Source organism: Priestia aryabhattai (assembly GCF_023715685.1).
Taxonomy (GTDB): Bacteria; Bacillota; Bacilli; order Bacillales; family Bacillaceae_H; genus Priestia; species Priestia aryabhattai_B.
In genome coordinates, this window is sequence record NZ_JAMBOQ010000005.1 from 187,439 (window position 1) to 200,334 (window position 12,896).

General features: G+C 37.8%; 12 protein-coding genes. 9 read left to right on the plus strand and 3 right to left on the minus strand.

Annotation, left to right across the window (positions count from 1 at the left end; all coding sequences use genetic code 11):
• Position 1 precedes the first annotated feature (1 nt).
• The 4 genes from flgL (at position 2) to cudC (ending at position 2,423) form a co-directional block, all read left to right on the plus strand.
• Positions 2-883 (plus strand): flagellar hook-associated protein FlgL, encoded by an 882-nt coding sequence (gene flgL / locus M3225_RS21925; RefSeq protein ID WP_251397240.1) that lies wholly within the window; start codon positions 2-4, stop codon positions 881-883.
• An 81-nt stretch (positions 884-964) separates the two neighbouring features.
• The gene (gene fliW / locus M3225_RS21930) at positions 965-1,387 is read left to right on the plus strand and encodes a flagellar assembly protein FliW (protein WP_251397243.1); all 423 of its coding nucleotides are present in this window, start codon (positions 965-967) and stop codon (positions 1,385-1,387) included.
• 24 nt (positions 1,388-1,411) lie between these two features.
• Positions 1,412-1,642 (plus strand): carbon storage regulator CsrA, encoded by a 231-nt coding sequence (gene csrA, locus M3225_RS21935; protein ID WP_251397247.1) that lies wholly within the window; start codon positions 1,412-1,414, stop codon positions 1,640-1,642.
• Positions 1,643-1,868: 226 nt separating this feature from the next.
• Positions 1,869-2,423 carry a choline uptake/conversion transcriptional regulator CudC gene (gene cudC, locus M3225_RS21940; protein WP_251397250.1) on the plus strand — a complete coding sequence of 185 codons (555 nt, stop codon included), beginning with the start codon at positions 1,869-1,871 and terminating at the stop codon, positions 2,421-2,423.
• A gap of 43 nt (positions 2,424-2,466) precedes the next feature.
• On the opposite strand, the gene M3225_RS21945 is transcribed toward cudC, so the two are convergent.
• Both M3225_RS21945 and betB read right to left on the minus strand, forming a co-directional pair.
• Entirely contained in the window at positions 2,467-3,669 is a 1,203-nt protein-coding gene (locus M3225_RS21945; RefSeq protein ID WP_251397253.1) for an iron-containing alcohol dehydrogenase, read from the minus strand.
• 21 nt (positions 3,670-3,690) lie between these two features.
• Entirely contained in the window at positions 3,691-5,181 is a 1,491-nt protein-coding gene (betB, locus tag M3225_RS21950; protein ID WP_251397256.1) for a betaine-aldehyde dehydrogenase, read from the minus strand.
• Positions 5,182-5,811: 630 nt separating this feature from the next.
• Between betB and M3225_RS21955 the strand changes: the two genes are divergently transcribed.
• Positions 5,812-7,524 carry a sodium:solute symporter family protein gene (locus tag M3225_RS21955; RefSeq protein ID WP_251397259.1) on the plus strand — a complete coding sequence of 571 codons (1,713 nt, stop codon included), beginning with the start codon at positions 5,812-5,814 and terminating at the stop codon, positions 7,522-7,524.
• 72 nt (positions 7,525-7,596) lie between these two features.
• On the opposite strand, the gene M3225_RS21960 is transcribed toward M3225_RS21955, so the two are convergent.
• A complete protein-coding gene (locus M3225_RS21960) occupies positions 7,597-8,994 on the minus strand; it encodes an amino acid permease (RefSeq protein WP_251397262.1) in 1,398 nt (465 codons plus the stop codon).
• A 325-nt stretch (positions 8,995-9,319) separates the two neighbouring features.
• Between M3225_RS21960 and M3225_RS21965 the strand changes: the two genes are divergently transcribed.
• From M3225_RS21965 to M3225_RS21980, 4 genes are all read left to right on the plus strand, one after another.
• Complete coding sequence (locus M3225_RS21965; RefSeq protein WP_251397265.1) at positions 9,320-10,006, plus strand: YpmS family protein; 687 nt, start codon at positions 9,320-9,322, stop codon at positions 10,004-10,006.
• Between the two features lie 202 nt (positions 10,007-10,208).
• Complete coding sequence (gene fliD, locus M3225_RS21970) at positions 10,209-12,011, plus strand: flagellar filament capping protein FliD (RefSeq protein ID WP_251397268.1); 1,803 nt, start codon at positions 10,209-10,211, stop codon at positions 12,009-12,011.
• Positions 12,012-12,027: 16 nt separating this feature from the next.
• The gene (gene fliS / locus M3225_RS21975; protein ID WP_251397271.1) at positions 12,028-12,429 is read left to right on the plus strand and encodes a flagellar export chaperone FliS; all 402 of its coding nucleotides are present in this window, start codon (positions 12,028-12,030) and stop codon (positions 12,427-12,429) included.
• A gap of 2 nt (positions 12,430-12,431) precedes the next feature.
• Positions 12,432-12,770: a flagellar assembly protein FliT gene (locus M3225_RS21980; protein WP_251397274.1), complete on the plus strand. Its 339-nt coding sequence runs from the start codon at positions 12,432-12,434 to the stop codon at positions 12,768-12,770.
• The last annotated feature ends 126 nt before the right edge of the window (positions 12,771-12,896 follow it).

Here is a 12,896-nt window from a genome sequence, read left to right on the forward strand (position 1 = left end):
GATGCGTGTCACACAAGGAATGTTAGCGGCTAATTCGTTAAAACAAATTAGCAATAGCTACAATAAGTTGGAAACACTTCAAAACCAATTATCAACGGGAAAGAAAATTACTCGTCCCTCGGATGACCCGGTAGTGGCTACTAAAGGAATGGCGTATCGTTCTAATCTTTCAGAAGTGAATCAATATAAACGTAATTTAACAGAAGCGCAGTCTTGGTTTGATAATTCAGAGTCAGGACTTGAACAAGTCAATTCCATTCTTCAGCGCACTAAAGAGCTGGTCGTGCAAGGGTTAAACGGTACGAATGGAAGTGATGACCGCCAAGCGATTGCACGTGAAATTGAACAGTTAAAGATGGATTATATGCAAGTAGGTAATACGCAAGTGGCAGGAAATTATATTTTTAACGGTGTAAATGTAGGAGCACCGCCTATTAGTGAGAACACAAGCGGTATGATAGAATCGAATATTAATCTAGACCCTTTTTCGATTGAGGTATCAAAAGGTATTCAGCTGAGAGTCAATATTCACGCTGAAAACATCTTTGGACAAGGTTCATTCGACTTAATGAACAACATTCAAACAGCTTTTGAACAAAACGATGTAAGCTCACTAAAAGATCTCTCTACCCAGTTAGATACTCAGATATCGACGTTATTAGCGGAGCGATCTGAACTGGGAGCAAGGAGCAATCGACTTGAGCTGATTGGAAACCGCCTTGATTCACAAGAAATTACGGCTACTAAGATGCTTTCAGATAATGAAGATGCAGAAATTGAAAAAGTTATTACGGATTTAACCGTACAAGAAAGCTTGCATCGTGCTGCTTTAGGGGTAGGGGCTCAAATTATTCAGCCTACGCTGCTAGATTTCTTGCGTTAAAAAGTTCCTTCTAAACAGAAGGAGCTTTTTTATAATGAAAAAAGATAACAAGAAAAAATCAATTAGCAAAGGTGTGATGAGATGAAAATTTCAACAAGCTATCATGGAGATATAGAGATAGACAATCAGCAAACACTGACATTTAATCAAGGGATTCCAGGTTTTTTGGAAGAAACTAAATTTGTTATTTTACCACTTCCGGGAGCCGAAGCTTTCCAAGTGCTGCAGTCTATTCAAACCAAAGAATTAGCTTTTATTATCACGGATCCATTTCAGTTTTTTTTAGATTATGATTTTCAACTAGAACCTCAGGAAATCGAAAAGCTTCAATTACAACAAGCGGAAGATGCAGCTGTTTACGTATTGCTTACGATGTCAGATTCTGTTGAAAAGATAACGGCTAATTTGCAGGCTCCTGTTATTATTAATACAAAACAACAGCTTGCTAAGCAAGTGATTTTAATGAATACAGCTTACGAAACGAAGCACAGGTTATTTGAGTAAGAGGAATAGATAAGGAGTGAGTCCATGCTTGTTTTAACACGAAAGTTAAATGAAACAATCAAAATAGGTGATGAAATTGAAGTGACCGTCCTTGCAGTTAATGGTGATCAAGTAAAGTTAGGAATTCAAGCTCCAAAGTCTGTGGATATTCATAGACAAGAAATTTATGAAGAAATACGTAATGAAAATAAAAGTGCTTCTCAAATTACGTTACATGCTATTAATATGCTGAAACAATTATCGAAAAAGAAATAAAACGATCAATTTGAAAATAATCAAAAATATATGGTATAAATGATATCTAAATCGGGAAAGATAAACATATAGTATTCCCCACTATGTCTTAAGCCTTTCTCTTTAAGAGAAGGCTTCTTTTTTATCAAAAAATTGAACTGAATTTCTGTTTTTTTCCTTTTTATCGTGTATCATTAAATTTATTAAGTATAATTCAAATGAATTTAACAAAAGAGGAGAAGAGTAAATGAGTGATGTTCAAGCGTATCATGATTTATTAAAAGAAGCAGAAGATGTGGTTGTCAGCGCTTTAGCTGATACGATGGATTTATATGGTGTCACACCTTCAGTAGGAAGGCTGTATGGTATGCTTTATTTTATGGATGAACCTGTTACATTAGATCAAATGAGTGAAGAACTGGGTATGAGTAAACCAACGATGAGTACATCCATTCGTTCACTGCAAAATATTGATATGGTCCACAAAGTGTGGAAAAAAGGTGTTCGGAAAGACTTATATGAAGCAGAAAAAGATTTTTCTAAGTCCTTTTTTTCATTTTTCTGTAAGAAGTGGCAAAGAGAAATTTCGGTTAATTTAGAGGCAATCGAAGAAGCGGAAAACAAGCTGCAGATTCTTTTAAATGATGAGGATGTACCTGAGGAGATCGCAGTAAAAGCAAAGCGTAATTTAGCGCAGATTATAGAGTCAAAACATTATTATCATTTCTTGAAAAAAGTAGTGAAAGTTTTTGACGATCGAAGAATCATCGATATTTTAAATGAAGAATTAGCGAAAGAGTAACATAAAAAAGGCTGTTGAAAAATCAACAGCCTTTTTATCATTTTTATACGGTTAATGGTGTAGCTTCAAAACAGCGGTTATAAATCCATTCGTAACTTTTTACAGTTAAATCACGAGGATTACCAACTGTTTGTGGATCATTAAATGCTTCTTGAGCTAAGCGAGAAACTGCTTCTTTTGGAACACCTTGTTCTTCTAAAGAAGGGATTTGTACATCTTTAACTAGTTGATATACTTCACGAACAGCTGCTTGAGCTGCTTCTTCAAGCGTTAATTCATGTGTGTTAACCCCTAGAGCTTGAGCTATGCGCGCAAATTTTTCAGGCTCACCCATCCAGTTATATTCCATTACAGGACCTAGCATTGCTGCTACGCAAGGGCCATGAGCAATTGGATAAATGCCTCCTAATGTTTGAGCCATCGCGTGAGCTGCTCCTGCAGATTCACTTCCATATGAAAGGCCAGCAAGCATAGCTGCATGCGCCATTCCATAGCGTGCTTCGATATCCTGCCCATTTGCAACTGCACGTCGTAAGTATTTTCCAACGTACTCAATGGCCAATAAAGCAACAGAGTCCGTCATTGGTTGTGCAAAATGACATGTATAACATTCAATTGCATGAGCTAATGCGTCAATTCCTGTACCGGCCGTAATATGTGAAGGCATAGATACGTGCAGTTCTGGATCAATAATTGTTAAGTGGGCAGCAATTAAAGGTCCACCTGTATTAAATTTAAACTCACGAACAGGATCCGTAATGACAGCCCATTGTGTTACTTCACTTCCTGTACCGGCAGTTGTAGGAATTGTTGTTAAAGGAGGGATACGTTTTGTTAAAGGTTTTTTCCCTTCAGCTGCTTCATAATCTAAGACGGGAGCATTATGGGCTGCTTCTACACCAATAGCTTTTGCCGTATCCATTGAACTTCCGCCCCCAACAGCTACTAGTCCGTTGCATCCATTTTCTTTGTACATTTTTGTTCCGTCCGCTACTACGTGAATAGAAGGGTTGGCTTCTACTTGGTCAAATAGAATAACATCTACGTCTGCTTCTTTTAAACTAGCGATTACAGGGTCTGCTAAACCTACTTTCTTTACACCTGGATCTGTTACTAATAAAACTTTAGATACACCTAGGTTTTTTACTTCCTCTCCAGTATGTTTTACAGCACCAATTCCATGTTTTACAACCGTTGGCATCTCAAAACTTTTTAAACGTTCCATTCTTTCAAATCGCATAAACATCTTTAAATTCCCCCTTAATTTTTATTGAAACCAGCGCATTGGCTGTGGATTTGTATTCGTGTAAATATGTTTAATTTCCGTATATTCTTCTAGCCCGATATGGCTAAGCTCTCTTCCAATCCCAGATTGCTTATAACCTCCCCAAGGAGCCTGCGGGAAGTAGGGATGATAATCGTTAATCCAAGTTGTTCCCATACGGAGTGCTTTCACTACACGTTCAGCTCGATTCATATCACTTGTCCAAACAGCTCCAGCTAATCCATAGATTGTATCGTTAGCAAGTGACACCGCTTCTTCTTCAGTGCTGAAGCGCTCAATTGTCATAATCGGACCGAATGACTCTTCTTGGACAACTTTCATATCTCCATGACAGTTTGTAAAAATAGTTGGTTCGATAAATAAGCCTTTTTGTAAAGATTCTTGAGTTGGACGCTTGCCGCCTAAAACAAGAGAAGCACCTTCTTGTTTGCCAAGCTCAATGTAATGTTCCACTTTAGCTAGGTGTTCTTTTGAGATAACGGGTCCCATTTGAGTGGCTTCATCCATGCCGTCCCCTAGCTTAATTTTTTTGGCTTGTTCAATAACTGCTGAAACAAATTTATCGTGAATATCATCTTGAACCAGTAATCTCGCTCCAGCTGAACAAACTTGGCCGGCATGAAAGAAAACCGCATTTAATGCATAGTCAACCGCAGTGTCAAAGTCAGCGTCAGCAAAGACGATATTCGGATTTTTCCCTCCGAGTTCAAGGGCAATTTTTTTAAAGTTGCCTGCCGCAGCCTGCATGACTTTACGTCCAGATACACCGCCACCTGTAAAGGAAACTAAATCTACTAAGTGACTTTCTGCCATTTCTTGTCCAACGGTCGCACCGGGGCCAAGTACAATGTTAATGACGCCTGCTGGGAAGCCAACTCTTTCAAAAATTTTTATCATATGAATAGTTGTTAAAGGGGTGATTTCACTTGGTTTAATAACAATTGTGTTCCCAGCAGCAAGTGCGGGAGCCAATTTCCAAGAGGCTTGCAATAAAGGGTAATTCCAAGGAGTAATTTGGCTGCACACGCCTACAGGTTCGCGGACAACGCGGCTAACAGAATCGGGATTAGGTGACTCAATCATCTGTCCACCATCTTTATCTGCTAATCCAGCATAATATTGAAAGACATTAGCAATTCCATCCATGTCTGCTAGGCTTTCAACGAGGGTTTTTCCGGTATTTAAGGTTTCAAGTTTTGCTAGTTCCTCTCGATCATTGCGAATTTCTTCCGCTACTTTAAATAGCAAAGAACCTCTTTCGGCCGCTGTAAATTTAGACCATTCACCTGCATCAAAAGCTTTTCTAGCTGCTTCAATGGCTTCTACAGCATCAGCACGATTTCCTTCTGTAACGACAGCGATAACCTCTTGATTAAAAGGATTTATAATCTCTCTTTTTTCGCCGCTGCGTGCTTCAACCCATTCGCCGTTTATGTGCATTTTTTCAAGCGTAAGTGTTTGTTCCAATAGCATCGACCTCCAAATAATAGAATTTGTTAAATTCATATTTAACGTTCTTAACAATTCGAATTATAGCATCGGTTATTTAATTAAGTCAAATCAAAAAACTTAAAATGTTCTGAATTTAATAGATGCTCTTCTCTATAAGGAGCTAATTATTCGGATATTAAGAAAAAATTTAACAAAAAGTGATAAAAAAATAATGATTGCTATGTCCCTTGATACAAAAGGTTTTTTTTATGTATGAGCTATGAGAATATTATTCTTTTTTTATATAAAAGAACTCAAACTTTTTTGACAATATCCTAAACATTCAGATATATTAACCGTAGTACTATATCTGCTTGCATACAAACCTTGAGAAACAAAGGATTTTGAATGTGGAAATTAAGAAAGGAGTTTAGATAGAAGATGAAAACAATTATGAGTTCTTAGCGAAATATTAAAATAAGGAAATTTAAATTATTTTAGTATAACTATATAAACGTAATTCCTCCCCTTGATATTGGTATTTATAATCCAACTATTTATATTTTATTCTAAAAAAGTATATTTTTAGGTTTAATTGTATGCTGGTAGGAAAAAGGAATAGAGGACAACTATGTCTTTAGATTTCTTTATCAATTTAAAGGATGTGAGACGATGCAAAATGCTAAAAAGCCATTTCGTTCAGACACACAACAAGCCAGGCCTGAAAAGTCGAATGAGACTTCTGACTTTTCAGGGAAATCAAACAGGAACAACCGTCTACTAACCCCCTTATGGACAACTATTATAGGGTTTTCAATCTTTATGGTTGTTGCATTTATCTATTCTCTCTATAATCCAGATCTCTATTGGCCAGGCCTCATTTTAATGTTCATTATGTATGGTGTTATTTATTTTATTGGTGCTCGAGCCGCTGCAAGTAAAAAAGGAAAATCAGACGATATGCTTGTTGCAGGAAGATCTATGCCGCTATGGATTTCAATGTTCACAATGACCGCCACTTGGGTCGGTGGAGGATATATTGCTGGAACGGCCGAAACCGTTTATTCCTCCGGGTTGACATGGACTCAAGCACCATGGTGTTATTCAATCAGCTTAATTTTAGGCGGTATCTTTTTTGCTAGAAAGATGAGAAGGTTTGAGTTTATGACAATGCTTGATCCTTTAGAATCTCGTTTCGGTAAGAAAATGGCTACGGTTCTTTATTTTCCAGCTATACTGGGAGAGCTGTTTTGGAGCGCAGCTATCTTAACTGCTTTAGGAACAACATTCGGTGTGATTTTAGGCCTCAGTTTTTCAATTTCCATCATTCTTTCCGCACTTATTGCCATTGCATACACCGTGATTGGCGGCTTGTGGGCAGTAGCACATACCGATATCTTACAGCTTTCTATTATGTTTTTAGGACTATTTCTGGTTCTTCCCTTTGCATTTTCGAATACGGGAGGAGTGGGAGCCGTTTTTTCTACTTATTCAGAAGGCATGGCTGGTTCTCTTCATTTATTTCCTCCATTAAAAGGCTGGGAAGATCCGAAATGGGGAAATACATATTGGCAATGGTGGGATAGCACATTTTTACTTATTTTTGGTGGTATTCCATGGCAAATTTATTTTCAGCGCGTGTTATCTGCTAAAAATGAAAAAGCAGCAATGTGGCTATCTATTACAGCTGGTATCTTTTGCGCGTTAGCGGCCTTGCCTCCAACTTTAATAGGAATGATCGGTTATAGTGCAGACTGGTCTTCATTTGGAGTGTCAAGCCCTGAGAGCGCGTCAATGATTTTAACGTATGTGTTTAAATATCTAACGCCTGATTTAGTAGGAGCAATTGCTCTTGGCGGACTAGCTGCTGCCGTTATGGCTGCAGTAGCAGCTTCGTTACTTTCAGCTTCGGGGATGGCAGCCTGGAACGTGTATCGCCCGATTGTAAAGCCAAATGCGACACAGGCGCAGTTAGATAAAGTTATTAAACGTTCTATCATTATCATTGGAACGGGAGCAACTCTAATTGCTTTAAACTCTGAGAGTGTCTACTCTTTATGGTATTTATCAGGGGACCTAGTGTATTGTATTCTTTTTCCCCAGTTGGTTTGTGCTTTGTTCTTTAAAGGAGCTAACTGGTACGGATCTTTGGCTGGATTCATTGTATCTCTTGTCCTTCGAATCGGTGGAGGAGAACCACTGCTTCATTTAAAAGCGCTGCTTCCGTATCCGATGATTGAAGACGGGGTGGTCATGTTTCCGTTTCGCACATTTGCGATGGTAGGCGGATTGTTAACTATTTTTATTGTTTCTTACGCGACGCGACGTATTTGCCCTCCTCAGCCGCTTCGAAATCTTCATCGTGACATATCAGTTGAAAAATAATCAAAAGTCCTCACTTAGTGAGGGTCTTGTGTTACAAAAAAGCAAAATAAAAAAGCCGCATCTGCGGCTTTTTTATTTTGCAATATTTTCTGACTCAGAAAATTGATCGTCAGGTCGCTTGTTGTTTGTTTTTTTGATGAACGAATATGAAAGAAGAACCACAGCGGTTAATCCAAGAGTTAAGAAAAACTGTGAGCGCATCGAATCAATAAATGCCATTGATAAGAAGATCACGGTAATAACAGCAATTGTTGCGTATGTTAAATACGGGAACAGCCACATTTTCATTCCTTTAATTGGCTGGTTGGCTTGAATCATTTTCTTGCGCAGGCGTAAATGAGAAATAGCGATAGCTAAATACACAATAAGAGCAATGGCTCCTGATGCATTAACTAAGAATAAAAAGAGTTTATCCGGCGAAACGAAGCTAAAGATAGCACACACATATGCGGCAGCTGTGCTAATCCATACAGCTCTTGCTGGTACGCCTGATTTGCTTACCTTTGCTAAAGCGCGAGGAGCTTGTCCTTTTTGAGCCAATGATAAAATCATTCGTGAGTTCGTATACAAAGCAGAGTTTAAGCAAGACAAAACGGATACTAATACGACTAAATTCATAATTTGTGCAGCTGCTGGAATATTGACCATTTCTAACATTGTTACATATGGACTTTTTAGTAAATCAGCTGAGTTCCAAGGTAAAAGAGTTACTAAAATAGCAACTGAACCAATATAGAAAATTAAAATTCGCCATACGACACTGCGAATAGCAGTTGTGATAGCTTTTGCTGGATTTTCTGATTCACTAGCTGCAATAGCCGCAATTTCAGCTCCAAAATAAGAGAAAATAACGGTAATAACCCCTAAAAAGATAGAGTTCGTGCCTTTTGGCATAAAGCCTCCGTGGCCTGTTAAATTAGCTAAACCAGGTGAAGATGTGCCTGGGATTAATCCGAAAATAATAGCTAAACCGATTCCCATAAAGGCAACGATTGCCACAATTTTAATCATAGCAAACCAATATTCAAATTCTCCAAATGATTTGACAGAGAACAAGTTCGTTAAGGTTAATGCAAAGGTTAAGATTAAGCTTAAAAGCCAAATTGGTACGGAAGGGAGCCATTCATGAACAATTGCTCCTCCAGCAGTAGCTTCAATCGCAATTACAATTAGCCAGAAAAACCAGTAAAGCCATCCAATAGCATAACCTGCCCAAGCGCCAATTCCTTGCTGAGCATACGTTGCGAATGAGCCTTTATCTGGGTTTACCATGGCCATTTCACCGAGCATACGCATCAATAGAACGACTAGCAGTCCGGCTGCTGCATATGAAACTACTGCTGCTGGGCCTGTTGCGTTAATAACGGATCCGCTTCCTACAAACAAGCCGGCTCCGATAATACCTGCAATGGAAATCATGGAAACGTGACGTTGCTTTAACTTTCCGTGTGATTCTGTTTTGTTTCCCATCGTATTCACTCCTTTAAAATTATCGTAAGAATATTAGAAAATAAAGTAAATTCTGAAAATATAAATAGAAATTCCTCCCCTTACCTTTATAATAAGCAAGAAGTGTGCCAATTATCAAATTACTATTAAAATCGCCTTTAAGTTACTAAATTTAAAATGTTTTGAGTCAAAAAAGACTTAATATATTCATTGTAGACTTGTTTTTTATTCGGAATTTCTGCTATATACGTACATTCTCTACAAGTTTTCGACACACATCTTATTTATCTTGTATGATAAAAGATAAATCGTTATTATATTCCAAGAAGAATGTTTGAGAGGGTGCGTGTGTTTGAGAAAATTTATAGTTGTTGTTTTTCTATTTATTATCCTTTTATTTGGGTTGTATTTTTTCGTTAGTCCAGTCAGAAATGTCGAAAAGCTTGATCAGACTGCTTCATTACCTTCACTGGCACAAGAAAAGTCCGCTCATGCGACGTCACTAGAACTGAATGGCGGGTCTCCTATTTTAGGATACCGATTAAGCGAGAGCGATGTTAATGATTACTTGCGCAGCTATCTTTATGAAAATGATGAAACGATTGAAGGAGCAGAAGCCGAGTTGCTTCCGGAACATATAAAATTTTATATTAATAAACATGTAGTATCTTTTATGGAATCACAGTTTGTAGTTGATATAACACCAAATGCCGAAAATGGAAAGCTTGTTTTAAAGGTGAACAGCGTGCATTTAGGAAGAATGCCTATTCCTATGTCTCTTGTATGGGATCGTTTAAATATTAATGGGTCATCTGATGTCACGGTCGATAAAGAAATGAATGAAATTACTTTACTCAATAATTTGCCAGAGTCAATTTCATTTGAACAAGCAGATACAACGGATGAATATATAAATTTATCTGCCTCTGTTACCATTGATTCGTTACGAGATATTATAAATCTAGCACCATACCTTATTCCTAAAGATATTCAAAGAAATTTGTCCCAAAAACTGAACTTGTTTAGCCAATAATAAAAAGCTCACTTATTGTAGAAAAATAAGTGAGCTTTTTCTATCTTGCATCATTTGACCTATGAAAAAAATGTTTGTTTTACCGATACAAAATAGAGAAGTGGTGAACCTATGAACTAATAGGGAGCTTCGAAAAAATACACTCATATTTTATGGCCAACAATTGATGAATAGATGAATAAAAAAACGGTGGTGATGGTAAGTGGTAAGAGTAAGTGGGTTAGCAAGCGGAATGGATATTGATCAAATCGTCAGTGATTTAATGAAGGCTGAACGAATGCCTATTGATAAAATGAAAAAACAAAAGCAAACGTTAGAGTGGCAGCGAGATGATTATCGCTCAATGAACTTGCTGTTATCAGAATTTAATAATCTCGCTTTTAATATGACCTTGCAGTCTTCTTATTCGTCCAAAACGGTATCTTCAGCAGATGAAACGAAAGTAAAAGCAGCAGCTACTTCCTCAGCAGGAAACGCGTCTTATACACTTTCAAACGTGACAATGGCAACTGCTGCGCAGAGCATTAGCTCTGATAGTATTGCTTCTAGTATTGATCCGACGAAAAGTTTGTGGTCTCAACGGGATTTGATGGGAGCAGGTGTGTGGACTAAAAAAACGGTTGATCAAGCCGCTATAGCGTTAAGTGCTGATACTAGTACAGTAAAACTAGCTAAAGGATCTCTTTCTGAGGTGAATACTCTAGAGTCTATCTCTGTTACCACTGGAGGTACGAGTAAAGATTATAGCGTGAGAATAGGAACAGCGGCGGGGGCAGTAGATCCTAATGAAGTATTCATTAACGCAGACACAGGTGAAATGACGTTTGGTACAACATTAACAAGCGGTAGCACAATTGAAGCGTTTTCGTATCAGCAAAATGTGTTGAACTTTTCTATTACAACGTATGATAGTACAGGTAAAGCAACAGGAAATAGTGAAGATGGCGGAAGTACGCCATTTGAATTTGACGGTTCATCATCACTAAATACGGTTTTGACACAAATCAGCAATTCAAAAGTAGGCGTTTCAGCTTTTTTCGATGAAGGAACGAATAAAGTTGTCTTTACTCGCAAAGATACGGGTGATTTATCTTCTGCAGATAGTAATGATGGTTCAAAGGGTTCAAACATGGTTTTTTCAGGCGCATTTTTGACGGACTTTTTGAAGCTCGACGGTGATGCCAAAGGAACAGATGCAAAGCTTACACTAAACGGTCTAGAAACAACCCGTAAATCCAATACGTTTACCACTGGAGGCGTTACCTATACCCTTCAAAATAATTTTACAGGGGATGTACGCGTCAACGTAAGCAATGATACGCAGAAAGTATTTGATACAATTAAAGACTTTGTGACCAAATACAATGAACTGATTGAGAAGATTAATGGAAAGATTACGGAAGAAAGAGACCGGAACTATCAGCCTTTGACTGATGAAGAAAGAGAAAAGCTAACGGATAAACAAGCCGAGCAATGGGATGATAAGGCGAAAAGCGGTTTGTTAAAAGGAGACTCAATTTTATCAAGTGGGCTGAATCAAATGCGTTCTAACTGGTATGGCTCTATATCAGGAGTGAGCGGAGCATTTTCGCAGCTAACCGACATCGGTATTTCAACTAGCGCAAACTATAGCGATCGAGGCAAGCTAGTCATAGAAGGTGACGGAACTAAATTAAAAGAAGCAATTGAAAAAGACCCGCAGTCCGTCATGGATTTATTTATGAAAAGTGGAAGTACAACAAGTGAAAAAGGGATTGTACGACGTTTACGTGATACGATTACTCAAACCGTATCCAAAGTCGAGCAGCGCGCTGGCCGTTCAACATGGACAAGCGAACAATTTTTGCTTGGGCGTAATTTAAAAAGCGTAAATAGCCAAATCACTAGTTTTGAAAGCAGGCTCACACAAATAGAGGACCGGTATTATCGTCAGTTTACAGCAATGGAAAAAGCCATTCAAAATGCAAATGCTCAAAGCGCGCAGCTATCGCAATATTTTAGTTAAGAAGGAGTGAACGTTTATGGCAGCAAATAATCCGTATCAAGCGTATCAGCAAGGAGCTGTTCAGACTGCTTCTCCAGGAGAGTTAACGCTTATGCTGTATAACGGGTGTTTAAAATTTATCAAGCTTGCACGAGCAGGCATACAGGAAAAAAATATTGAGCTAAAAAATACGAATCTGTTAAAAGCGCAAAATATTATTCAAGAATTAATGATTACCCTTGATACAAACGTGCAAGTTGCTAAGTCTATGATGGCCATGTATGACTACATTAACCAGTGTTTAATTGAAGCTAACACAAAAAATGATATAGCAAGCTTGGACGAAGCTGAACAATATGTAACAGAATTCCGCGATACATGGAAGCAAGTTGTGCAGCTTCATCGCCAGCAAGTCCATGGAAGCGGCGGTCAAGCATAAATATGATAAATGAACTGTATCAGCTAACTGATGAGATTTATCGGCTTACTCAAACATTTTCCGACAAAAATCGAGAAGAAGACATTCAAAAATTAGAGTATCTTCTATTAAAAAGACGTGACATCATAGAGAAGCTGCCGCCAAAAAGTAGGGATAATGAATCGATGGGTAAGAAAATTGTCGAAATGAATAAGGCAATTGATCAAAAGCTGATCTTAATTCGGCATCAAATTATGGTGGATCTCCGTTTGCTAAAAGCGAAGAAAAAGCATAATAACAGCTATGTAAACCCTTACGAAACGAAAATGTTTGATGGGATGTTTTACGATAAAAAAAATTAATTCTGCTTAAAAAAATACAACCCTTCTTCTTATGAAGAAGGTCTATTTTTTTGGTTTTTTCATAAACTTTTCTCAGGTTCCAAAATTTTTCACTAAATTTTCGAAAAATTTTAATAGTTTAGGAAG

What these genes read in the sequence shown, in the direction of transcription:
- flgL (WP_251397240.1), top strand. Translation starts at nt 2, where the DNA reads ATGCGTGTCACACAAGGAATGTTAGCGGCTAATTCGTTAAAACAAATT.
- fliW (WP_251397243.1), top strand. Translation starts at nt 965, where the DNA reads ATGAAAATTTCAACAAGCTATCATGGAGATATAGAGATAGACAATCAG.
- csrA (WP_251397247.1), top strand. Translation starts at nt 1,412, where the DNA reads ATGCTTGTTTTAACACGAAAGTTAAATGAAACAATCAAAATAGGTGAT.
- cudC (WP_251397250.1), top strand. Translation starts at nt 1,869, where the DNA reads ATGAGTGATGTTCAAGCGTATCATGATTTATTAAAAGAAGCAGAAGAT.
- M3225_RS21945 (WP_251397253.1), bottom strand. Translation starts at nt 3,669, where the DNA reads ATGTTTATGCGATTTGAAAGAATGGAACGTTTAAAAAGTTTTGAGATG.
- betB (WP_251397256.1), bottom strand. Translation starts at nt 5,181, where the DNA reads ATGCTATTGGAACAAACACTTACGCTTGAAAAAATGCACATAAACGGC.
- M3225_RS21955 (WP_251397259.1), top strand. Translation starts at nt 5,812, where the DNA reads ATGCAAAATGCTAAAAAGCCATTTCGTTCAGACACACAACAAGCCAGG.
- M3225_RS21960 (WP_251397262.1), bottom strand. Translation starts at nt 8,994, where the DNA reads ATGGGAAACAAAACAGAATCACACGGAAAGTTAAAGCAACGTCACGTT.
- fliS (WP_251397271.1), top strand. Translation starts at nt 12,028, where the DNA reads ATGGCAGCAAATAATCCGTATCAAGCGTATCAGCAAGGAGCTGTTCAG.
- M3225_RS21980 (WP_251397274.1), top strand. Translation starts at nt 12,432, where the DNA reads ATGATAAATGAACTGTATCAGCTAACTGATGAGATTTATCGGCTTACT.